Genomic DNA, 23,083 nt, shown 5'->3' with positions numbered 1-23,083 from the left:
ATGAAAAAAAGACTTTTCTTACTCCTCTCGGTAGCGTTGCTGGTTGGCTGCGCCACTGGCAAAACCCAAAAACCATCGTTTACCGGCACTTGGTATGCCACACAGTACGGTTGTCGCAGCGTAGTCCACTTCAACGAAGACAGCACCATCACCATTAGCAGCGAGGCCAACTCTGCTGCCAACATGACCGTGGGCTATGTAGTTTCCCCCCAGGCTGATGGCTGTCACTTCGACCTCCGGATGGGTATGGAGAATCGCGGTATTGCCCTCTTCGATGGCGCAGACCATCTGCAGATTGGTATCGTGTTTGGTCCGGAACAGTATGCTCCCCGTCCGCAGAAGTATGAAGATGCCAATTCGGCACATGGAAATCTGATGCTGGATCTTTATCGGGATCCCACCAAGGTAATCTCCGTACTCGACACCAAGGTAAAGGCTCCGGCCGAAGCGGCTATTCCCTTCGAACGAAATAAACGTCTGGGCAGAGGACTCAACATGAATGGATATGTGGATGCCAATCCCGTAGATGGCAACGATGCCCCCATGACGGAAGCCGATTTTCGGGGCATTGCCGAAGCCGGATTCCAAAGCGTGCGTATCCCTACGACTTGGGTGAAGCACTGCGCCAAGGAGGCTCCCTATACCATTGATGCAGACTTCTTCCAAAAGATGGATTGGACCATCGAGCAGTGCCTGAAGAACAACATCGCCGTCTCTATTGACCAACACTACTACCCGGCCATCAATATGGGCGAAGACGACCCCGAACTCACCTGGGAGCAGAATCTCGACCGAATTAAGTCGCTATGGACACAGATTGCCGAGCATTACAAGGATTATCCCAACGACATGCTCTTCTTTGACTTGTTAAACGAACCCAACATGCGCCTTGGAGCCGATGGTGTGAACAAACTGCATGCCGAGCTCATTGCCATCATCCGACGGACCAACCCGGGCCGTACACTGATTATAGGCACTCCCAATCTGGGACAGACTTGGACACTGGGCGAACTGAAATTCCCGGAAAACGAATGGAATATCATCGTTCAGGGTCACTACTACCTGCCTCATACCTTCACCCATCAGAATCTGGAGTATGTGGCGAGTGCTATGGTAGGACATCAGGTAGAGTGGCACGGAACCGAAAATGAGAAGGCGCCTATTATTCGCGACCTCGACTTCTGCCAACGCTGGAGCGAACAGAGCGGTCGTCCGCTCAACATCGGCGAATACGGTGTCTGCCTCAAGGCCGACCAGCAATCGATGAACCGCTACTTCTCCTTCATGCAAGAGCAGTTCCAGCTGCGCGGATTCAGCAGCCATATCTGGGCATACCGCGGGCTGTTCGGCCTCTATGATCTCCAGACAAAGACATGGAATCAGGAAAGTATCCAGGCACTGACCGGAAATGAGTGAAACTGTAGAGACGCAAGCCTTGCGTCTCTACAGCCTGAATTAAATCGAAACAATAAAAATATGAATTAATTATGAACATCTACTTAAAAATTATTCATCCCAATGAAATATTTATTTAGCCTCCTTTTCTTGCTGGCTTACGGGAGCACTGTGGCGCAACAGCCGCCCGTAATGCCACGTGATGCCGCCATAGAAGCCAAGATAGAGAAACAGTTGGAGCAGATGAGCCTCGATGAGAAAATCGGGCAGATGGTGGAACTGGAGATAGGCATGATTACCTATCGAGACCCGCGTTACGTCGTGGAGAAGCTTGCCCGGATGTCGGAGCAGGAACTTGCCGACACCTTACACCGCTTTGGGCTCGACAAGCAGCACAATGCCGCCCAGTTGGCACTGAAAACTCCCGAAGATAAGCAAAACAGGGAAAAGCTGATGGGACTCTACTGGGTGTCCAACGACATCCAAGCGAAGCTCCCTTTCCGGTTAGACGAGGCAGCGCTCGACTCCGTAGTGGGCAAATATAAAGTTGGCTCCATTCTCAATGCGCCACAAACTACCGCCCAGACCCCTGCTGTGTGGAATCAGGTGGTAAAGACCATTCAGGATATGTCAATAAAACATCTCGGCATCCCCACCGTGTATGGTCTCGACCAGATGCATGGCACCACCTACTCCGCCGGTGGCACGCTTTTCCCGGGTGCCATCAACATGGCGGCCACTTTCAACCGCGACCTTGTATATAAGATGGGCGAAATAGTGGCCTACGAGACTCGTGCCTGTAATGTACCCTGGATTTACGGCCCGTGTATCGACCTCGGCAGAATGCAAGCCTGGAGCCGGCAGTATGAATCATTTGGCGAAGATGTATTCCTCTCCGGCGAGATAGGGGCAGCTGCTCTTCGCGGCATGCAAGGTGATAATCCTAACCATATCGATGCATACCACGTGGCAGGCTGCCTGAAGCATTACTTTGCCTACGGAGCACCATACAACGGACTGGATCGTTCACCGGCCAGATTGAGCTACGAGGAACTGCGCGAGAAGCAGTTTGCACCCTTTCTGCGGGGAATCCGGGAAGGAGCCTTAAGCATCATGACCAACAGTTCCAACGTGAATGGCGTGAAGGGCACGGTCAACCGGGAATTTATCACCGGCTGGCTCAAGGAGGGGCTTGGCTGGGACGGAATGGTGGTAACCGACTGGGGAGACATCGATGGAGCCGTTACCAGCGACCGCGTGGCCCCTACTGCCAAGGAGGCAATCCGGCTAGCTATCAATGCCGGTGTAGATATGATGATGGTTCCCTCGCAATTCACTTACAACGGCTTACTCAAAGAACTGGTAGAAGAGGGCAGCGTCAGCATGGAACGCATTGACGATGCCGTGCGACGCATCCTGCGCCTGAAACACCGGGTGGGACTTTTCGAACAGCCTAACACCTTTGTTGTAAATTATCCCAAATTCGGTAGTGAGGAGTTTGCGGCATACAGCCGGCAGGCCGCACTGGAATCCATCGTTTTGCTGAAGAACGACTCTGTAGATAGTCAAAGCCGCTTGTTGCCTGTAAAGCAAGGCACCCGGCTGCTGGTATGTGGACCTAATGCCAACAGCATGCGTACACTTAACGGCGGCTGGAGCTATACCTGGCAGGGCGACGGTGCCGACCGCGAGGAATTTACCGGGCACTTCAACACCATCTATGAAGCCCTGCGGAACAAGTTCGGAAGCGAGCAGGTGACGTTGGTAGAGGGCGTGAGTTACGACTCGAAACGCTGGGCAATGGATCATGCCGATAATATCGCCGATGCCGTGGCAGCTGCTGCCGACAACGACTATGTGATAGTGTGCATCGGAGAGAATACCTACGCTGAGACCCGGGGCAACATTGCCGATATCAATCTCAGTACCAATCAGAAAAACCTGGTGAAGGCACTGGCTGCTACGGGCAAGCCCATCCTCCTGGTGCTGAACGAGTCGCGCGGACGCGCCATCAGCGACATCGAACCTTTGGCAAAGGCCATAGTACACACCATGCTGCCTGGCAATTATGGAGGAGATGCGCTGGCCGAACTCCTGGCGGGCAACGAAAACTTCTCCGGCCGTCTGCCATATACCTACAGCGCTCAGCCGAATGCTATGGTCAACTACGATTATAAGGCGAGCGAAGTGCGCGAGACCATCAGCGGTGTATACGACTATAATGCCAAGACCTACGAACAGTGGTGGTTTGGAGCCGGTATGAGCTATACCACCTATACCTACAGCAATCTCCATGCCGATAAGAATCGTTTCACGAAAGACGATGTGCTCACTTTAACAGTCGATGTAAAGAACACAGGCGCCATGGCGGGCAAGGAAACAGTGATGCTCTATACTTCCGATCTCTATGCTTCGCTCATGCCCGATAATCGCCGCCTGCGTGGGTTCGAGAAGATTGCACTCGCCCCGGGTGAAAGCAAAACGGTAACCTTCCGCATCAAGGCAAGTGACCTCGCCTTTGTGGGAACCGACAAGAAGTGGACACTCGAAGCCGGCGAATTCAATATCGCCTGCGGAGACCAGTCGGTGAACATCCATTGCACGGAAGACTATACCTGGGAAGAAGAAAATATACCTGATAACTGATGAATATGAAGAAGAGCCTTTTCGTTTTATTTTTTCTTTGCCTGGTACTATCCTGTGGTGCAGCTGTATGGCCGGCTATATGGATTGGTTGCCACGCAGAAAAATTGGGCGCAACCACCATGACCTTTACTTGGCAAGGGGGCATTTAGAAATATAGAGAAAAAGCACGATACAGACCGTGTAAGTTAATAAAACCGGCAGTCTGAAATTTCAGTTGGTTAATAGTGTTTTTTAATAAAAAGTAGGATATCATGCAAACTAAGATGTTGATAAAGATTATTCTTTTTTTGTTTTTGATATGTGGTGAATATTCGTTTCTATTCGGACAGGAAAAACCACGTGTCATTGTCCTGACCGATATTAACAATGAACCGGATGATGAAGAATCTCTGGTTAGATTTCTGGTTTATTCCAATGAATACAACGTAGAGGGACTAGTCGCTACCACCTCGTGTTGGTTGCGAAAAAATACCAGAGAAGATTTAATAAGGCGACAACTTGATGCTTATGAAAAAGTTCGTGAAAACCTTCTTAAGCATAGTATAGGTTTTCCAGAAGCAGACGATTTACGACGGAAAACATGTACAGGTCAGCAGCTTTTTGGTCTTAATGACACGGGTGCCGGAAAATCGACAGCAGGATCCAGTCTTATATTTAAGAATTTTATTCGTGAAGATACCCGCCCTTTGTGGATTCTATTATGGGGAGGAGCCAATACGCTTGCACAGGCCTTAATTGATTTGCGCAATCAATATCCCGACAGCCAAATTGAAAGCATACTCAGTAATGTTAGGATATACTCCATTTCCGATCAGGACGATGCAGGACCATGGATAAGGCATGAATTCCCTTCCTTATTTTATATTGTTGATCCCTCAAATCCTGATTCTCAAACTTATTACTCGGCCACCTGGAATGGCATCTCAGGTGATCGAAACGGTTTAAATGGGCCCATGTACAAATTTGAGTTGGTGGAACATCCGTGGTTGGAAACTCATATTATGAAAAATCACGGTTCGCTCGGTGCTTGCTATCGTAAGGTTGAGATTATTATGGAAGGCGATTCACCTTCATTTTTAGGATTAATCAATAATGGCCTTGGCTGGGAGCAAAGTCCAGACTTTGGAGGATGGGGAGGAAGATATAAACTGTATAGACCCTATGGAGAGAGCCGGCCAATTTGGACAAGTAATAGCCATAGTCGGGACAAGGTGGAATACGAACCTGGGAAAATCTACATGTCAAATGGTGCCACTATTTGGCGTTGGCGTGAACACTACCAACATGATTTTGCCGCCCGGATGGATTGGTGTATTGCCGATTCTTATCATAAAGCCAATCACAATCCCATAGCTATTCTCAATGGAGATTCCACAAAATCGGTGGTTCACATTTCAGTGGACAAGGAACCATCTATTGAATTATCGGCATGCGGAAGCTATGATCCAGATATAGACCAAATAGACACCCGGTGGTGGATATATCCGGAAGCGGGAACAATAAAAAACGCATCATTAACACAAATGGTGGGTGAAACGACGAAAGTAGTGTTACCGGAAAACATTAAGAGCGGAACCTTGCATGTTATTCTTGAAATAAAAGATTCTGGAGAACCAACTTTATGGAGTTATAGAAGAGCTATTATTTCAGTGGGTAACAATCAAAATAAATGAAATTATACCTGATAACTGATGAATATGAAGAAGAGCCTCTTTATTTTATTTTTTCTTTGCCTGACATTATCCTGTGGTGCGGCTGTATGGCCGGCTGTATGGATTGGTTGCCACACAGAAAAATCGAGCGCGGATCTGTGTGTCGCCTATTTTCGTAAAAGTGTGCGGTTGGACACGGTGCCTGAACAGCATCTGTTACGCGTATCGGCAGACAACAGATATAAACTTTTTGTCAATGGTGTATTTGTTTCTCTGGGACCGGCGCGCAGCGATCTCAGTAACTGGAATTACGAGACGGTGGATATCGCACCCTATCTTCGCCAAGGGAAAAACACCCTGGCAGCCTTGGTCTGGAACTATGGCGAGAAGCGTCCGATGGCACAAATGGGAACCAACGACATTGCTCTATTGGTATGTGCCGACGGAGCAGACCCGGTGTTCAACACCGATTGGAATTGGCAGGTGCTCACAGGCGAATCCTACTCATCGTTCGACGACTTTGTAGTCCCTGGCTACTATGCGGCCGACCGCGGTGAGCGGTTTGATGCTAACGACTACCCCTGGGGATGGCAGACAGAACAGGAAACCCCCGGATTCAAGTGGAAGCAGGCCCGATACCTGGATGCAGCAGTCGACAAGGGCACACGCGATCGTGGAGGTCGCCTCCTTGTGCCTCGCTCCATACCGCAGATGGAGATGCGTGAAGTGTCGGCAGGGGATATCAGTTTGCCACTGACCGTTGCTCCACATACACGAACGTCAGTATTGATAGATCGCGACTCGCTCACCACCGCATATTTCCACCTGACCACTTCAGGCGGTAAGGGAGCTAGTGTGGAAGTATGTTACGCTGAGGCACTGTTCAATCCCGATATGCCCGACATCTGGCATGCCACCAAACCACATCGTGATGAGACAACAGGCAAAGCTATGATGGGAGTGAAGGACCAATTCCTGATGGATGGCGGTATGCATCGACAAACGACTACACTTTGGTGGCGTACCTGGCGTTATCTGGAACTGACGGTGGAAACAGCCGACGAAGCACTAACTATCGAACGCCTGGGAGCCACCTTCACGGCCTATCCGCTAAAGAAGGAGAGCCACCTGCGCGCAAGTCAGGAACTAGAACAAATAGAGAAGATAGGCTGGCGCACCGCACGCTTCTGTGCCAACGAAACCTATATGGACTGCCCCTATTACGAACAACTTCAATATTTTGGCGACACCCGGATTCAGGCCATGCTCACCCTGTACAACACCCGCGACACGCTCCTGCCCCGGCACGCCATCGAGCAGGGACGCATGTCGATGACCGCCGACGGACTGACACAAAGCCGCTACCCTTCGGTCTCGCCACAAATGATATCCTCCTATTCGCTCAGTTGGATAGGTATGCTCTACGACTACTGGATGATGCGCGACGGGCATCAGTGGCTCCGTCAATACCTGCCCGCCTCCCGCCACATCATAGGTTGCTATGAGAGATACCTGCGAGCCGACAAGAGTCTGGCGCGTATGCCTCATTGGTTCTTCGCCGATTGGGCCACGGGTTTCGACTATGGAGAACCTAACTACAGTCAAGACGGCAGCTCTGCCTATCAGGATCTGGTATTTGTTATGGCACTACGCGAACAGGCCGCTATGGAAAAATCTTTCGGCTTAGAGGTATTGGGAGACTATTACCACGATTTGGCCCGGCAGATAACCGCTGCCGTCAGGACCAAATACTGGAACAGCGCGCGCGGATTGTTGGCCGATACTCCTGAACAAAACGTCTATTCGCAACATGTGAATGCTCTGGCCATACTGACTGAAGTGCTCGATGATCATGAAGCGCAGGAGGTGTGCCAAAAGATGCTCGACGACACGACACTCATCCAAGCCACTTTCTATTTCCGCTATTTCGTACAGCAAGCCATGGACAAGGCTGGCATGGCCAACCGCCTGCTCGATACCCTACAGCCATGGCGAGACCAGCTTGCCATCGGGCTCACCACTTGGGCAGAGACTCCCGAACCGTCGCGCTCTGACTGCCATGCCTGGAGCGCCCATCTCAATATCGAGTTCTATCGTATGTTGTTGGGCATTCACTCTGCCGCTCCGGGGTTTGCCAAAGTTCGTCTGACTCCTGCTCTTGGTCACCTGTCGGAGGCATCAGGCTCCATACCCCATCCGTTGGGTAGCATCTCTGTAGCGTACCGAAAGACGGGCCATGCCTTGCATGCCCGGATTGTGCTTCCAGAAGGAGTCCACGCTACCCTTGAGTGGAAAAATCAATGCATGGAAGTAGACCATTCGCAGGAGTTAGTTATTGCAGAATAAAAAACTTATTTATGTTTTATCAAAACCTCAATACGTTCGAATGAAAAAAATACCAAGATAACTTCTGAGCGGATGGCTATGGGCTATTCGCTCATTTTTTTTACCGGACAGTAATGGATGAATTGGACCGAAAAAATGTGCTGTCTTTCCCTTCAAATACAAAGAAAAAAATGTTGAGAAAAATATTCAATATTGACTAAACCAAAAAAATCAGTATATATTCTCCTGGCCGTCTTGTTTTTTTGCTCAAAAAATCATTTTCATGAGATTATTTGAAGAAATAGATAACGTTTTATTTCTCTCATTATTTTGATTGTTTTAGTTGTTTTCTTTTACGATAAAAACATGAATTTACGTACACACAAAACAGTATATGCTGTATAATTTCTGTTTTTGCATTGGATTAGTGTTGCGTATAACCTATTATACCTTAAGAAGCCAGTTTATAAAACACAATTGCTAATAAGTTTTTGTGGATAAACAAATACCATCACAATAATTATTAACGAATTAAATTAAAAACAATGAAACGAAAAAAAATGATTCTCAGCTTGAGGATAAATACCAACAAAATCTATTAAGGCAAAAAAATGCTGGATTAAATAAGTCTGATAAAGGGAGAGATGAATTATGGATGTTTTACAAAACCGCTCATGAACTATACCAGTCCGAGGTAATTGGATACGGTAAGTTGTATAATCGTTATGTCAGTGATTTCCTAAATAGCCATATGTATACCGACCGTGTTGATGCAGCAGGGATGAATGAACATAGAAAAAACTTTCACATCATGGAAGAGCTTTTGATCATTCGTAAAGATTTAGTACAGAGATATTTTACAAAAGAAAAGCTATGTGATTTAGATTATTCAATTATGCACCATGAGTTTAATACAATTCCACCGTCTCCCGATTCTAAAGTATCTATTGTTTCAGATTTACTCCCAGTCGCGTTTACTTCCAAACCGGATTTTCAATGCTATTTTAATTCCGCAAAAATAAGTCTCATTACGCATATTGCGAATGAAGCTCATCTGTTTTTCCCCGATGTGTCAGAGGCAGAGGTGAAAGCTCTCTTTGCCTGTTGCTTGGAACATCCTTTGAAGTCAGCCTGTAATCGTAGAGTTGCTTTTTTCTTTGATGCCCTGTGTGAACACAAACTCATCACAACACGGTGGCAACATGTTATAGACAAGAACGGACTTATTCTATCATCAGCAAAGAATGTTCTTCTTAATAATAGTAAACTATCTACGGCATTAAATGAGGCTAAGCAACACGGTGGATGCGCGTACAGAACCATTGAATTACATGTGCAAGAAATAGCAGAATGATTTTTAAATGGACTTGTATATTTACAAAAAAACAGCTACCTTTACGTGATAAATCTTCAACCTATATGTCGTACATACTTCTTATTCTTGTTGCCTATTTCCTGTTGCGAATAGTCGGAAAGATGCTTCGACATTTCATGTCACCATCCAATGCCAGCTTTTGGCTATTGATATTGGGGTTGCTCTTTATCCCTAATTGTGCATGGCTTAGCGTGGCAATCATTGTCGGGCGTTATGTTGTTGCACCTATCATACGCCATCTGCCTAAAGAAAAGGACAATGATTATTACCGAAAGAAAGGGAGTGGAAGCGATGACGCCAACTGGAATACCCTTATAATGCTGGCTATTCCTATCTTTTGGCCGTTCCTGATCTTGAAGGTATTTGTTAAGGATAAGACTCTGCCGAATGACAATCGACCGTTTGATTATGAGCAGCATGAGAAGAGCAATCGGCGATAGCCTTATCTCTGGTTTCTTTAATAAAATCCAACAGAGTATTAGGATTGATGAATTCATCATTGTACTTGACCGACAAATGTAGATGCTCTCCTGTTGACTTGCCAGTATTACCTGTGATAGCAACTACTTCGCCTGGCTTCACTATTGTATTCTTTTTTACCAAAGCTTTAGAAAGGTGGCAGTAACTGACGGTATAGTTGCCATGGCGTATGGTAATATAATTGCCCGAACGACTATCATGCCCCACCTTTGTAACTTCCCCCTTCATCATCGCATAGACCTTGTTGCTCCTTGTGTGAAAATCCATGCCATTGTGAAACTTCTGCTTGCCGGTGAATGGGTCATGTCGCCAGCCATAAGGAGAATTGACAACCAATTTATCTAGCGGATAAGATACACTCAGATACCGCTGTATCCTTTCATCCAGACCTTCCGCTTTTGATTTCCCTACTTTAGTAGAGGAATCACTCTTACTGACCTCCTCAGTTTCGGGGAGGTTTTGCTGTATCTGTTGTACCTTCCACGAAGCCGGCTGTTTGCTTACCGTGTAGAATTGCGCCTGAAGGCAGAAGCAGTTCTGAAAGAGCATGAATATTGTTAGTAGTGATTTCATTTGGTAAAAGTATATCTCACCTCTGTGAACTATGACCTAATACTCATTTAAACAATCGTTCTTTAACATCCTGTAGGTAATCATACTGTGTTTTTATACTCAGGACAATTATTCTGTATCGTATGTTCATTTCTTCTTTTGAGTATGATTACAGGTCTGATTTTAATCCACAATACTAAATAAGTCGAAATTCAGAGAGATAAAAGAGAATGCACCATTTATCGCACCATCCACCATCTATTTTCGCCCAATAATTTATTTATTAAACACATAGGAACTATGAACAGAAGCAGATTCTCGGACGCGGAGATACCTTACGCTATTCTTCGGAAATTCGGTCTTACTCAAGAAATGATTGGCGACCTGCCTACCCATACGCTGTCACAGATTGCGGAAGGCTACCGCTCTCCTGTATTGCCTATAGAGTATACAGATGAGCAAGGGAATACCTATAAAAGCCGAACCCGCTTTTCTCTGTATCGAACGGAAGATAACCGAGTGGATGTATTATTCTATCCACAACTGCAACAAGCCCAACTTGAGAAATTCAGTGTTGAGAACAGAAGCAAGTTGCAGTCTGACAAGGCAATTATTGATAGACTGTCCACCGCTGACGGCAAAGAGATGCAAGCCTTTCTACAGATTGACAAAGGCACGCAACAAATTCTCTATGTGCCCACTCCGGTAATCGGCAGAAATCTTCAGGTCATCGCCGATGAATTTCACCTGAGCAATGCTGAAATTATCTGCCTGCGCAATGGTGATCCGTTGACTATCCTGACTGGTGATGACACCATCACCGTGGGTGTTGACCTGAATGAGTCTACCGGCATCCGCATCTGTACAGGTGACCAACGCAAATGGAGTGCGGAGATGAAGAAGGATTGGGAGAAATACAACTACGGATGCTTCGGGTGCTGGACAATGGACGAAGAGGGTAACCTGGACTACACTCCGGAAGAAGTGTACACCGATGAGATGTGGGAAGAGATGAAACGAAAAGGCGAAAGCCGCAAATCACAAGTTGCTACTCCTAAACTATAAGAACGATGGCAAAAGAGAAATACTATACAGAAGAAGAGCTGGTGGAGAAAGTTCAAAAAGGAGAATTTGGCTGGCTTGATTACGTCAATCACCACTCACGTGAGTGGAAACAGGAATATACGGTGTATTGCAAATCCAGAGGACTATCCATCAATGAAAATACGGCACAGGCCTATATCGAGCTGAAACAACAGCAATTGGAGGAAGCCTTGGAAAACGGAGATGCTTAACAAACGATCAGCAGATGACAATCAGAAAGAATACCAACTCTATTCCACTGGATTTGCCAGTGGAACTGCAAGACATTCTTATCCGGAATGGAATGCGTGCGCATATCACAGGAAGCAGCAATGGATTCAGCCTGACCGTGCAAGGTCATGATTCGCCCATGCTGACTTATCCGATTAGCGAGAAGCAACTTATGGCGCTGACCGACGGAGGAACCAACTTCACCAACAAGCGGAGTTACAATACCTTTGCCAGTATTGTGGCAGCGGACTTTGACATGCCCAAGGACTTCGTTCACGCACGCAATGCCAACGGGCGTGTGGCGATGGGGCTGCATGGCTACCGTATCGGTGCAGGAGAATACGGACGGACGGGCATACCCCGGCATTTCCATGCTTGGGGAGAGCGATTTCTTGGCTGGACTCCCCGACAACAGGAAGGATTCCACTTACGGCGTATCGGAGGGAACTTGTACTATCCCGGTGCTCCTATGGTACCGGAACGTCCCGATGGACGCATGAAACCCGGAGAACTACAGAGTGGCGGTTACGGATTCTACTATAAAGGTCAGCAGACGGCTCCGGTGGCCGGGCAGGATGTGCTGAAAGACTTGCAGAGTGTGATTACTCCCATACAGGCAAGCAACCGAAGTGCGGAAGCAGCGAAACCTTATAAGGAGCTTATCACTTCACCCGTGTACTTCACGAATGAGAAGTGGCAGGAATGCTTGGGCAGTCACGGCATTATTGTCGATGCACAGGCTAAGAAACTGACTATACAGTCTAAGGCCACGCAAGCCGACTTCCAATATGACCTGACCGACGAGGAAGTGAAGACACTGACCCATAATTCCATTAAAGAAGCCTCTGTAGAAAAGCGACTGGATATGCTCAATGAGATTATCAAGGAGGACTTCAACGGTGCTATTACATTGGAGTTGCTCAACAGCAAAAAATCCATTGATATACCCTTGCAATCGGCTGTTCAGAGAGGCTTGAACTATCAGCTACAGACGATGGTAGGGAAAGACAGAGGGCCGGGTGCCAGTGTGGAAGACGGGATGGAAATACGGGCTGAACAGGCATTGCCCAAAGGAACGGTCGTGATGAATGGTACAGATTTGGGATATCTGGACAAAAATAAAGGATGGTTCAGGGAAGGTCAGCATGGCAGGGAGGTAACTGTGGATGCTATACGGGTAGAGCCGATAATGGAAGGCAAATACAAGATGACCGCTGTGATTGACGGGGAAGCCGTTAGCCATGAGATTAGCCAAAAGCAGTATGATAAGTTTATGGTCATAGACGACTTTCACCGTATGAAACTCTTCTCGAAAATATTCGGGGAGGTGGAACTAAAAAGCCGGGGTGACGGCGTGGCACTGGGAACCAAGATTGGAGCCGCACTTCTGGCAGGCGCGACGGTGCTGGGAGAACTCGGAAGAGAATTTCATGACCGTCCTTGTCCGGAGGTGTTTGTGGAGCATCACGGACACAAGCCGGAAGCGAGAGCCTATTTCAAACCCGGAGTAGATACTCCGATGGATGTGGCCGCACGGAACTATGAGGCGGCGGTCAATACGGAGATGATGCAGCGGGAACTTAGTCGCTGAATGTAAACAAATAAATAGCATCCTTATGGCAGAACTGAATTACGAAGATTTTATGAGACGCATCAACATACAGGATTTGTTGATAGATGCCGGTTACAGTCTTAACAGGCGCGATGGATTACGCTATCCATCCTACGTAAGGATGGGAAGTGACGGAAAACGTGTACGTGGCGACAAGTTCATAGTCACAGGCAACGGACTATGCTGTTTCCAGCCACCGGAACAGAAGAACTACAATGTCATCTCGTTTATCAAAGAACATCCGCATTTCTTTTCGGAATATACTTCGGGTATGAACACGGACCGATTGGTCAATCTCGTATGTAACCGATTGCTTAATCATCCGGTTGACAGGCGATCTTCAATCGTGACAGATAGAGAACGCTCGAAAAAGACTTTTGACCTGAAGGAATATGAACGGTTGGAGTTCCGTGGAGATGATTGGAATAGTCAAAAAGCTTTTTATCCCTATTTCAAGTCAAGAGGAATTACTCTTGATACCCAGCGTGCGTTTAGCAATCATTTCTTTATTACTATGAGAGAAACTTCTAATGGTAAGACTTATGCCAATCTGTCCTTCCCTTTGCGAAAGCCCAATGATTTGGAAACCATTGTGGGGCTGGAAGAACGGGGCCGTGCCAAGGCTGAAGGTAAGACTATCTATAAAGGAATGGCCGCCGGAAGTAATGCTACGGAAGGTTTGTGGATCGCTTGTCCGTCAGGAGAAGTATTGGATAAAGCGAAAGATGTGTATTGGTTTGAGAGCGCATACGATGCGATGGCTTTTTATCAGATTACTAAGAATGAACTGAATAATGATAAAAACCGGGATTCGGAAAAAGAACTGTCACTGCTTGACAAGTCTGTGTTTGCAAGTACCGGAGGCAATCCGAGCATTCACCAATTCAAAGGAATGATAGCAGAAACACCTGAAGCAAATCACCACTTGTGTTTTGACAGAGACCGTGCCGGGCAGATGTTCGCCATCAATTTTGCATTGACCAAAGCAGGAAAGACATTCAACACACATGTTACGCCGAAAGGTAAGCTGATAGTGGTAGAAACCACTGATAAATATCAGCAGCATGAACTAAATCCGGAACTGTTTGAGTTTGACCGATTATTGAAAATACTGGGTGCAGATGCTCAAACACAGCGGAGTGAAATGACGGAATACATGGAGAGCTTACGGAATAAAGAGGATATTTTTTCCGGAGAAGAATATCTGTTGCCACCTGATTTATTGAAAGCATACGAGAGATACGAGAGTGCCTGTGAAGAATATCATTCTGCAAAGTATAGTGGATTGGTCTGTCAAGAGGATTTAGAAGATATCGGTGATGAGCTAAGGACTTCGTATCAAGCGTACAAAGCATCTATGAAAGATGCTGTATCTCAATATGAATCAGTCAGAGGAACCATCTATCAGCCGTGTGAAAAAGAATATAAGGACTGGAACGACCAATTGCTGGGCAAAAGGATAGCAGCAGAGGAAGACAATGCTATTGACAAGGCTTCGGAAAACAATGTCGCAGCCGGAAATAGGTCGAAAGAAAGAGATGAAGAAAATAACAAGGAAGAAGAAAGAACCTACCATTTCCATAGATAACCATGAGAGAAGGAACCGTAATAAGATTCAGAACGCTATTTCTGCAACCTCACTGGTTGCAATTCATTATCAATGAGTTGCCAAAAATACTGCTTACCGGCAGTTGCCTGATTGTAGCTGGTGTGGATGCCATGCCGTTTGCCAACCTGATTTTAGTTGCGGCGGTACTTCTTGCTCTGCGTCTGCTATATGCTTTTGTCTATCTGCGACGGATGGAATACCGTATCAATGGAGAGCAACTTATTATTGAATATGGGGTATTCACGAGAAAGAGTGACTATCTGGAACTCTACCGCATCGTGGACTTCAATGAACACCGTACCCTTCCGCAACAAATATGCGGATTGAAATCCGTCACTATCTATTCGGGTGACAGAAGCAGTCCCAAACTGGTCATTACCGGATTGAAAAATGATCTTGATTTAGTATCGCTCATCCGTGAACGAGTGGAATTTAACAAACAAAGAAAGGGCATCTATGAAATTACAAATCGCTAGTCTGATGGTGTGTCTCCTGTTTGGCGTTCAGGAAATCAAGGCGCAATATGTGCAAACCAATCCCTTGGAGTGGGTTGCCCTTGCCGAAGGGAACGAAGCGATCAATAACCAGGTGCAGGCAGAAACGGAAGGTCAGGTGAAGACTGCCATACTGCAGAATACAATCGCTGCAGAATTTAACAAGATCCACGAATGGGAGCGCAAATACAGCAGCTATCTGCAAACGGCCAGTGGCTACGCTTCTTCGCTGAAAGCAGCTTCTACCCTGTATGAAGACGGTGTAAGAATCTTTATTACGCTTGGCAAGCTACATGCCATCAATAAGAATGCGCAAGGGTTAGTGGCCACCGTTAGTATGAATAACCTGTATATCGAAACCGCTACGGAACTGGTGACGGTCTATACGCTACTGAGAAATGCAGTGGCGACAGGCGGCAAACAGAATATGCTGACCGGAGCCGAACGTAGTGAGACGATGTGGGCATTGTCTGATAAATTGGGAACATTCCATAAGAAACTGAACCGACTGTATCTGAGCATCCGCTATTATACGATGATGGATGTGTGGAACAATGCGACAGCCGGAATGCTGGAACGTACGCCCGGAGAAGTGGCGGTCATGGCATTGGGGCGATGGAAACGGACGGCGAAAGCCATCAATGATTAACAGGTACAGATATGAGAACAAGAATTGTATTCGGATGTTTATTCGCTTTGTTGGCTGTGATACAGGCGCAAGCACAGACAGACCCTACTCTGGAGGGAATAATTGCCGCTTATACGGATAAGGCAAAGGATCAACTCAAGGCACAGGAGAAAGCCATGCTGATGCAGACTACCGGTCATTTGTGGATTCGGGAGGAAGTGGAAGCGACCACCGACCTGCAACGGCAATACAATGAGTACCTCGATTCATTTAGGGACATCATCTGCTATGCAGCGCAGATATACGGATTTTACCATGAAGTCGGCAAGCTGTCCGACACTATGGGGGAACTGAACAAACAACTTCGGGAAAACGGGCAAGGAGCCTTTGCAATAGCCCTCACACCCCGGCGTAACCAGATTTATCGGGATTTAATTCTGGGAAGCGTGGAGATCGTGAATGACATCAGGCAGGTATGCCTTAGCAATACCAAGATGACAGAGAAGCAACGCATCGAAATCGTACTGGCTATCCGGCCCAAACTGCAAATGATGAACAAGAAACTACAGAGACTGGCCAGGGCTGTGAAATACACCTCCTTCGGGGATGTATGGGCGGAGATAGATGAAGGAGCACGACTGAAAGTGGACAAATCGGACATAGCAAAGGCCTGTATGCAGAGGTGGAAATCCAACGGGAAAAGATAACAACCAATATAATAATCAAACGATATGAGTAAATGGGCAACTTTACTAAAATATGGCAAAAAGGCTGCAAACTCGTCTGCTGCAACGACGATGGGCGATGCGATGATTCATCCGCAACGGACATTGGTCGGACTGGGAAAAGCTACGAAGACTGCGGTCGTAGGCGGCGGAATGGGCTATCTGGCTTGGGAAAACATCGTAAACGACAAACCGATTGTCAGAACTGCCGCCGATGTTCTCGTTGGAGAAGAAACAGTTGACAAAGGTTTGGAAGTAGCCGGCAAGGCTTCCGACAAGGTGGACAGCATGGTGGAGAAGGTCGGTGAAAATATGGAGAGCATTTCTTCATCCGTGTCGGGCGTATCGGGTGCATGGAGCGGAATCGGCAGTTTTCTTAAAAATATGCTCGGCGGTAACGGATTGGGTATGCTTGGGAGTTTCTTCGGAAATATCGGCAAAGGCAATGTGTCCGGGTTGAGTATGCTCGGACTGGTAGCGTCCTCACTGCTCATCTTTGGGAGGTTCGGCTGGCTGGGAAAGATAGCCGGAGCTTTGATGGGCATGATGCTCATTGGCAGTAACAGCCGGGGTGTCCAAACTGAACAACCCTCACAGAGTGAATCACAGGATGTGCAACGAAACGGAGGGATGAGACGATAGACTATTGTACTACTGACAGGAAAATAGTAAAACAAGCATGTAATTAAATAGTAATGTAGTGGATTAGTAAAGTAGTAATAATTGAAAATCATTAAGATATGAACTATACCCAAGAAATGAATCTGCAATCTAAAAGCGGCTATTGTATGCCCTTTGAAGAGCGTAAGGGTGAAGTCCGTATGTCATTGGACTACGGGACACAGGTTCACCCCAAGACTGGAGAAGAGTTTTTCCATCACGGAATAGATTTTATCACCAAGCACTATCTGCTGTCAGCCTGTGCCGATGGAATTGTCAGCGGTATCGGAAGTGACGCACGACATGGACTCTTTCAGGTAATACGATACGGCAACTATGAAGTTACCTACGCTCATCTGACCAATGTACTGGCGACCTTTGGCACGAAGGTAAAGGCGGGAAGCGTGGCGAGTGTCAGTGGAGAACTTCTTCATATAGAAGTGAGATACGACGGAGAGGAAATCAATCCTCTTGAATTTCTAACCATGATTTACGGCAATCTCAAGATGATGCAACAGCAAGGAGAAGTGGGTATGCCGGATTTTGATACCATCGACATGGATATTCCTACAGATTTCGAAGACAATCAGGAAGAAGTCGAACAGTTGATGCTACGCTTTTATCCCGACTATCTGGCAGAATTGAACGACGGAAAATATTTACTGCCACAGCATACGGAGCAGTCGTTTCGCAATATCTTCTCCTTGTCAGCCATCAAGAACTATTTCTATGAGGTGATACCGTCATTGAGCAATCCTTTGGGTATCGGGCAAAGAGCCGTGCCGGTGGCGGCCAAAGTGCAAAACTTGCTGATTGGCGACTTTCTGAACTATATGGCGTTGCGGCATCAGATATTCCTATCCACTCTAGGCGAAAGCGATAAAAAAAAACTTTTGACGAAGCTCTGACAAGCGGAGGAATCATCGACCCTTTGGCAGAACTGGAGATAGACGTACAGAGCTTTGACATACTGAGGCTAATTACGGTCTATCCTGATCAGGCAGGTATCCGATGGTGGACGAAGGCATGGTTCAACAATCAGGAAGAAGGAGAAGATTCCATCGAAATCACCCGGCAGGTGGCTGTTCGCTTTCTACAGAGTCAGATAGACAAGAATACCATGCTTGAAGAGTATTTTCCTAAACAGATGGAAGTCTATCGCAATGTCATAGAGCAAACAAGAGTACAATTACTGAAACAAATCAATATCTCATGAATAGTCCTAAACAATCACAACGGTTCGCAGAGATTGAGTATTGTCTGCAACGCTATTGCGACAGTCAGTTGGACCCTGCTATGCGTAATGTCCAACAGGAACTGTCTAAAAAGCAGATAAAGGAATACAGCGACTATACCACCAGTATCAGCGGAATTCTACGTTCGGCGGCCAGCGGCATGAATGGTATGTCGGACGATTCCATGCAGTATGTCAAGCTGACCGGTGAATGGAACAGTAAGACCGCAGAGGACTATGTGGAGATGTGCCGTGAGCGGATAAGCACCTCAAAAGACTTTCGGAAAGATTTGGAGTATATGGCCGAAGAATGGCGAAATACCGTGGTTGCAGAAATAGGGTGTGGGAGGTATGATACACTCTCAAAGAAATTAGGTTGCGACCTTGCTTTTGCCTATGTGGATTACCGTGTGGAACAGATGATGATCAACAAAATGGTAGCCGACAAGATGCCGAAATCATCTGTGGAGTATATACTCCGCAAAGGAACTTCAGAGAGCCTGTTGGGGTTGACACAATCACTTTCCAATTCACCCCTGGAGCAGGAAATCGAGAGGAAAGGCGAAGCAGCTTATCATCCGAATTTGGTAGAGAAAGGTGCAGGAAAGGGCGTATCGTTTGGGGCTGATGTGGCTACGACAGGCGGTTTTTCTTCCTGGGCCTCCATCGCAAAGTTACTTGGAACCGAAGTTGTCTTTAGCGGAGTAGAGTCTTGTCTTGGCAAGAGACAAAAAGAGAAGGTTGTCACTATCGAAGATTGCATCAGTACAGGTGTCTTTGGTTCGCAGCAGAATGTCTTTGAGGATTTCAGAAAACGGAGCAAAGCAATCAACTCTTGGGAGAACGACTATGTGTTATCATTCAATAACCAACTGACAAATAAAATGGCTATACCAACTGAAAAACCTTTCTGGGTGGGAGAATCGGGAAAACCGCTTTGGCAACGCGCTTCACCCGTTGTGCCGGAAAAAAAGCAGAAAGTGGAATATGCTCAAGTACCGATGGTGGTCGCACCCGGACATGAGCAGGAATATCTTGACAATCTGAAAAGAACGCAGGAGGTTTCCAAGAAAGAAATTCAGAAATCGGCAGTGGAAACTTCGGAGTCGTATTCAGAAAAAGAGACTTCGGGGAATCTTGCAAAATCGGATATGGGGAAAACATCCACCAATGAAAATGGATGGAGTAATCTCTTCGGTTCGGTCGGACTGAATGGACTGGGTGATATCGGTAAGAATCTCGGCTATGTAGTATCCATGCTTCCTGATATGCTCATAGGACTTTTTACGGGAAAGACAAAATCCCTGAACATGAAGAATATGTTAATGCCTGTTGCCTCGATTTTGGTGGGGCTGTTTGTGAAAAACCCGCTGCTAAAGATGGTTTTGATCGGTATGGGAGGATTGAATCTGCTTAATAAAGTCGGTCACGAAGCGATGGAAAAGCAGGAAGGACGAACGCTGCAAAGTGCAAGAATGGAACCGCATTATAAGGCTTATCCTGATGAACCACTGAACCCACGTATCGGAAATCCGGCACTACAAGGAAGCTGCCTTATCGCTACCATAGACAAAGTGCCGTGCAGTATACAATTGCCAAACTCTGTGGTAGCTGCTTATGAAGCCGGAGCGTTACCGCTGAATACGCTCTCCAATGCAGTACTGGCTAAAAACGACCAGATGCGTCAAGTGGCACAGGAGAATTACCGGGCTGTGGAGAATAATCAATTAGAAGATAGGGGAGGACCCTCGTTGTCAAATAGTTATTAGGAGCATGAAACAGAAGAATAAACAGGAGCAGAACGCTGCCAACCGACAAGTGGAATTGCTGACAAACGCATTGAACGGAGCTGCCGTCAGCGGTGGATATTGGTTGAACGCTTCATCGAGAAGCCTGCCAAGAATTTATCCCAAAGGACCGGCCGTCAGTCCGTTCAACTCCCTTGTGCTGAGTATGCACGCTGACCAGAACGGTTACAAGACCAACCTGTACACTTTGTTTGCAGATGCCAAGAAACGGGGTGAAGCCATCCATGAACATGAAACAGGTGCGCCGTTTTTCTGGTATCGTTGGAAAGAATATGTGAACCGCCATAACCCTGAAGACACCATCAGCAGGGAAGACTATCTGAAACTTCCAAACGAAGAGAAAGCTCTCTATAAAGGCATTCGTAACCGGGAAGTACAAACCATGTTTAATATCGACCAGACAACTTTGCCATACACTGACAAAGATAAGTATGAGCAATCGGTAGAACGCTATGGCAGGTATGAAGACCGCAAGCATACCCAAAATGAAGAGGGAAAACTGCGTATCGAGGTGAACGACTTCGCATTGCGGATGCGTGATAATTTAGTTCCTATCCGGAAAAGTGTTACGGGTATAGTACATTATGATTCAGAGAAAAATGCGATGTATATACCCGAAAAGAAACACTTCGGACAATACAATGACTATGTACAGGAACTGATGCGGCAGGTGGTTACGGCAACGGGACACCAACAGCGGCTGGCACGTGAAGGCATGGTGATGAAAGGTGGAATTGTTCCGTCAGAAGATGCCATGAAGTACGAACAACTGGTAGCAGAAGTGGCTTCGGGTGTAAAGATGATGGAACTGGAACTACCGTCGAAACTCTCGAATGACAGTCTGCCTCTGGTAGAATACTGGACACGGGAACTGAAAGAGAACCCTTGCCTGATAGATGCCATCGAAGCTGACGTGAACAACGCCGTGGATATTATCCGCAGAGCGGAAGAAGGAGAAAAGATAGAATTTGCCACTTTTCGCAACAAGCAGCAAACCACAGAGATGAAGGAGAAACAGAAACCACAGGTGGACAGCAGGGAAAGTGCTATCCTGCAGGATGTGATCCGTCATGGGGGCATGAAGATAGACGAACGTAACTTCCCCTCACCGGAAGTCAAAACAGCCTTTTTGGAGAAATTCAGCCTGTCACACTACGAAAAGGAGAAGAACTACGCTTTGGAACAAACCAGGCATGAAGATCCGGAAGTAGTGGAAACCGCTTTTACCGAAGCGGTGGATAATGGAGCGAAAATAGCCGAAATATGCACCGAGATAATACCGGAACAATGGAACACGAAAGGCAGCTACTTCATTGCCGACGAATTGAAAAAGTTGCCTGACAGAAGTACGAAAGAAATGGTAGTCGTAAAAGACAATATTTCAGGCATCGTTGATGTTGTGATACCGGCAGGTGCTATGGGAGGCGGTGTAGTGGCTATGCCCAATGGGGAGAAACGCCCTTACCGCCTGACTCCAGATGAGGTGATGACGGCAGATGAACGTGTTGCCGCACATGCAGAGGTACGAAATTACAATATTCCCGGATTTTCCAAACAGCGTATTCAAGATGCACTGTTGCAGGAAGGTTATCGGTATATCCGCTTTTACAATAATAACGGAATATTGGGCTATCGTCCAGATGACAGCTATTTTGAAGGAAAGGATGTTTCGCTCAACAAGCTGAATGGAAAGTCACTGGAGGCAGTATCCCACTTTGACGTGAGCGAACATGTACAAAAAGCCAACGTACTGTTTGACCGAATACAGATGCTACGGGACGACAACAACCGATGGATTCTGTATTTGAAACCACAGAATGAACCTTCGTTCAGTGTCTATCCGGATAAAGCGGACATCAATCAATTCTTCTCGACCATCAAGCAAGGGCAATATGAGCAAGGAGAACGGTTGCGCACGGAACTGGCGCAGAAGTATCACGCTTTGGCGACCAATTATCCAGAATTGAAGATTGACCTATTCGGCGGCGGTAAAGACAATGAGGCAGATTTATCAAAGATACAGCGTGTGGTTATCTACAAGACTAAAGATGAACGCATTCTCTGTGCCCCGGTCATTGACGGTATCCCCAAAGTGGAACCACGGGAGATTACCCCCCAACAATGGCAACGGATGTGGGTGGCGGAAGATATGGCGGAATACAAGACGAACCTTGCCGCCAAAGTATTCAATGATTTGCTGAAGCCGATTCAAGTACTGGAAATGGAAGAGAAGAGTGCGCTCCCACAGATCAATCTGAAACAATACGGAGAAATCAAAACGAAACACCCGGATGCAATCCTGTTATTCCGCAATGGGGATAGCTATGAATCGTATGCGGAAGATGCCGACAAGATTTCCAAGTTGCTGAAGTTCGACAAAGCTATTGGCATAGAAAGCGGCTCAAAGAATCAGGTGGATATTGTCTCTTTCCCAAGCTATAACCTCGATACTGTTCTGCCGGAATTGATTCGGGCGGGAAACCGGGTTGCGATATGTGACAAGGTGGAACATAAGGAGATTATCGACAATGAGCAGCAGGAAGAGGTACGTACAGGCAGACGTTTATAACAAAT

General features: G+C 46.7%; 19 protein-coding genes. 18 read left to right on the top strand and 1 reads right to left on the bottom strand.

All coding sequences use genetic code 11. The features are described from left to right. The 6 genes from ACKPCE_RS13070 (at window position 1) to ACKPCE_RS13045 (ending at window position 9,833) form a co-directional block, all read left to right on the top strand. Window positions 1-1,416 (top strand): glycoside hydrolase family 5 protein, encoded by a 1,416-nt coding sequence (locus ACKPCE_RS13070; RefSeq protein ID WP_258978356.1) that lies wholly within the window; start codon window positions 1-3, stop codon window positions 1,414-1,416. Between the two features lie 102 nt (window positions 1,417-1,518). Further along, entirely contained in the window at window positions 1,519-4,041 is a 2,523-nt protein-coding gene (locus tag ACKPCE_RS13065; protein WP_319505509.1) for a beta-glucosidase, read from the top strand. Window positions 4,042-4,292: 251 nt separating this feature from the next. Next, entirely contained in the window at window positions 4,293-5,714 is a 1,422-nt protein-coding gene (locus ACKPCE_RS13060; protein ID WP_258978354.1) for a DUF1593 domain-containing protein, read from the top strand. Window positions 5,715-5,732: 18 nt separating this feature from the next. Then, window positions 5,733-8,039, top strand: a complete 2,307-nt coding sequence (locus ACKPCE_RS13055) for an alpha-L-rhamnosidase-related protein (protein ID WP_319505508.1) — start codon at window positions 5,733-5,735, stop codon at window positions 8,037-8,039. Between the two features lie 790 nt (window positions 8,040-8,829). After that, window positions 8,830-9,372 (top strand): hypothetical protein, encoded by a 543-nt coding sequence (locus ACKPCE_RS13050; RefSeq protein ID WP_258978352.1) that lies wholly within the window; start codon window positions 8,830-8,832, stop codon window positions 9,370-9,372. A 65-nt stretch (window positions 9,373-9,437) separates the two neighbouring features. Beyond that, complete coding sequence (locus tag ACKPCE_RS13045) at window positions 9,438-9,833, top strand: hypothetical protein (RefSeq protein WP_258978351.1); 396 nt, start codon at window positions 9,438-9,440, stop codon at window positions 9,831-9,833. Here ACKPCE_RS13045 and ACKPCE_RS13040 read toward each other — a convergent pair. Next, window positions 9,760-10,446, bottom strand: a complete 687-nt coding sequence (locus tag ACKPCE_RS13040) for a M23 family metallopeptidase (protein WP_319505507.1) — start codon at window positions 10,444-10,446, stop codon at window positions 9,760-9,762. The two genes, ACKPCE_RS13045 and ACKPCE_RS13040, sit on opposite strands and share 74 nt — an antisense overlap. A gap of 279 nt (window positions 10,447-10,725) precedes the next feature. Here ACKPCE_RS13040 and ACKPCE_RS13035 point away from each other — a divergent pair, with 279 nt between their 5' ends. The 12 genes from ACKPCE_RS13035 to ACKPCE_RS12980 all read left to right on the top strand — a co-directional run bounded on the left by ACKPCE_RS13035 (window position 10,726) and on the right by ACKPCE_RS12980 (window position 23,078). Continuing rightward, on the top strand, window positions 10,726-11,490 hold the full coding sequence (locus ACKPCE_RS13035; RefSeq protein WP_319505506.1) for a DUF4099 domain-containing protein: 765 nt from the start codon (window positions 10,726-10,728) through the stop codon (window positions 11,488-11,490). Window positions 11,491-11,495: 5 nt separating this feature from the next. Then, window positions 11,496-11,720: a hypothetical protein gene (locus ACKPCE_RS13030; RefSeq protein ID WP_258978347.1), complete on the top strand. Its 225-nt coding sequence runs from the start codon at window positions 11,496-11,498 to the stop codon at window positions 11,718-11,720. Window positions 11,721-11,734: 14 nt separating this feature from the next. Next, window positions 11,735-13,330, top strand: coding sequence for a hypothetical protein (locus tag ACKPCE_RS13025; RefSeq protein ID WP_319505505.1), 1,596 nt, complete (start codon window positions 11,735-11,737; stop codon window positions 13,328-13,330). A 25-nt stretch (window positions 13,331-13,355) separates the two neighbouring features. Further along, window positions 13,356-14,939 carry a toprim domain-containing protein gene (locus ACKPCE_RS13020; protein WP_319505504.1) on the top strand — a complete coding sequence of 528 codons (1,584 nt, stop codon included), beginning with the start codon at window positions 13,356-13,358 and terminating at the stop codon, window positions 14,937-14,939. A 2-nt stretch (window positions 14,940-14,941) separates the two neighbouring features. Next, complete coding sequence (locus ACKPCE_RS13015) at window positions 14,942-15,436, top strand: PH domain-containing protein (RefSeq protein ID WP_258978344.1); 495 nt, start codon at window positions 14,942-14,944, stop codon at window positions 15,434-15,436. Continuing rightward, window positions 15,417-16,103 carry a hypothetical protein gene (locus tag ACKPCE_RS13010; RefSeq protein WP_319505972.1) on the top strand — a complete coding sequence of 229 codons (687 nt, stop codon included), beginning with the start codon at window positions 15,417-15,419 and terminating at the stop codon, window positions 16,101-16,103. The genes ACKPCE_RS13015 and ACKPCE_RS13010 overlap by 20 nt, the downstream gene beginning before the upstream one ends. 11 nt (window positions 16,104-16,114) lie before the next feature. Next, a complete protein-coding gene (locus ACKPCE_RS13005) occupies window positions 16,115-16,789 on the top strand; it encodes a hypothetical protein (protein WP_319505503.1) in 675 nt (224 codons plus the stop codon). Between the two features lie 24 nt (window positions 16,790-16,813). Next, window positions 16,814-17,449, top strand: coding sequence for an antitoxin (locus ACKPCE_RS13000; RefSeq protein WP_319505502.1), 636 nt, complete (start codon window positions 16,814-16,816; stop codon window positions 17,447-17,449). Between the two features lie 98 nt (window positions 17,450-17,547). Then, window positions 17,548-18,375 (top strand): M23 family metallopeptidase, encoded by an 828-nt coding sequence (locus ACKPCE_RS12995; RefSeq protein ID WP_319505501.1) that lies wholly within the window; start codon window positions 17,548-17,550, stop codon window positions 18,373-18,375. A 23-nt stretch (window positions 18,376-18,398) separates the two neighbouring features. Further along, window positions 18,399-18,683: a hypothetical protein gene (locus ACKPCE_RS12990; RefSeq protein ID WP_319505500.1), complete on the top strand. Its 285-nt coding sequence runs from the start codon at window positions 18,399-18,401 to the stop codon at window positions 18,681-18,683. Further along, window positions 18,680-20,470 (top strand): hypothetical protein, encoded by a 1,791-nt coding sequence (locus tag ACKPCE_RS12985; protein WP_319505499.1) that lies wholly within the window; start codon window positions 18,680-18,682, stop codon window positions 20,468-20,470. The genes ACKPCE_RS12990 and ACKPCE_RS12985 overlap by 4 nt, the downstream gene beginning before the upstream one ends. Window positions 20,471-20,474: 4 nt before the next feature. Continuing rightward, window positions 20,475-23,078 (top strand): MutS N-terminal domain-containing protein, encoded by a 2,604-nt coding sequence (locus tag ACKPCE_RS12980; protein ID WP_319505498.1) that lies wholly within the window; start codon window positions 20,475-20,477, stop codon window positions 23,076-23,078. Window positions 23,079-23,083: the final 5 nt, after the last annotated feature.

It is taken from the genome of Bacteroides graminisolvens, from assembly GCF_963666085.1.
Classification (GTDB): Bacteria; Bacteroidota; Bacteroidia; order Bacteroidales; family Bacteroidaceae; genus Bacteroides; species Bacteroides graminisolvens.
Note: the sequence above shows the minus strand (reverse complement) of the source record. Positions and strands in the feature narration are given on the sequence as shown.

Excerpts from the sequence above, each read along its gene's own strand:
- ACKPCE_RS13035 (WP_319505506.1), top strand. The coding sequence starts at position 10,726 with ATGAACAGAAGCAGATTCTCGGACGCGGAGATACCTTACGCTATTCTT.
- ACKPCE_RS13000 (WP_319505502.1), top strand. The coding sequence starts at position 16,814 with ATGAGTAAATGGGCAACTTTACTAAAATATGGCAAAAAGGCTGCAAAC.
- ACKPCE_RS13060 (WP_258978354.1), top strand. The coding sequence starts at position 4,293 with ATGCAAACTAAGATGTTGATAAAGATTATTCTTTTTTTGTTTTTGATA.
- ACKPCE_RS13030 (WP_258978347.1), top strand. The coding sequence starts at position 11,496 with ATGGCAAAAGAGAAATACTATACAGAAGAAGAGCTGGTGGAGAAAGTT.
- ACKPCE_RS12985 (WP_319505499.1), top strand. The coding sequence starts at position 18,680 with ATGAATAGTCCTAAACAATCACAACGGTTCGCAGAGATTGAGTATTGT.
- ACKPCE_RS12980 (WP_319505498.1), top strand. The coding sequence starts at position 20,475 with ATGAAACAGAAGAATAAACAGGAGCAGAACGCTGCCAACCGACAAGTG.
- ACKPCE_RS13040 (WP_319505507.1), bottom strand. The coding sequence starts at position 10,446 with ATGAAATCACTACTAACAATATTCATGCTCTTTCAGAACTGCTTCTGC.
- ACKPCE_RS12995 (WP_319505501.1), top strand. The coding sequence starts at position 17,548 with ATGAACTATACCCAAGAAATGAATCTGCAATCTAAAAGCGGCTATTGT.
- ACKPCE_RS13070 (WP_258978356.1), top strand. The coding sequence starts at position 1 with ATGAAAAAAAGACTTTTCTTACTCCTCTCGGTAGCGTTGCTGGTTGGC.
- ACKPCE_RS13065 (WP_319505509.1), top strand. The coding sequence starts at position 1,519 with ATGAAATATTTATTTAGCCTCCTTTTCTTGCTGGCTTACGGGAGCACT.
- ACKPCE_RS13050 (WP_258978352.1), top strand. The coding sequence starts at position 8,830 with ATGGAAGAGCTTTTGATCATTCGTAAAGATTTAGTACAGAGATATTTT.
- ACKPCE_RS13045 (WP_258978351.1), top strand. The coding sequence starts at position 9,438 with ATGTCGTACATACTTCTTATTCTTGTTGCCTATTTCCTGTTGCGAATA.
- ACKPCE_RS13025 (WP_319505505.1), top strand. The coding sequence starts at position 11,735 with ATGACAATCAGAAAGAATACCAACTCTATTCCACTGGATTTGCCAGTG.
- ACKPCE_RS13005 (WP_319505503.1), top strand. The coding sequence starts at position 16,115 with ATGAGAACAAGAATTGTATTCGGATGTTTATTCGCTTTGTTGGCTGTG.
- ACKPCE_RS13055 (WP_319505508.1), top strand. The coding sequence starts at position 5,733 with ATGAATATGAAGAAGAGCCTCTTTATTTTATTTTTTCTTTGCCTGACA.
- ACKPCE_RS13020 (WP_319505504.1), top strand. The coding sequence starts at position 13,356 with ATGGCAGAACTGAATTACGAAGATTTTATGAGACGCATCAACATACAG.
- ACKPCE_RS13010 (WP_319505972.1), top strand. The coding sequence starts at position 15,417 with ATGAAATTACAAATCGCTAGTCTGATGGTGTGTCTCCTGTTTGGCGTT.
- ACKPCE_RS13015 (WP_258978344.1), top strand. The coding sequence starts at position 14,942 with ATGAGAGAAGGAACCGTAATAAGATTCAGAACGCTATTTCTGCAACCT.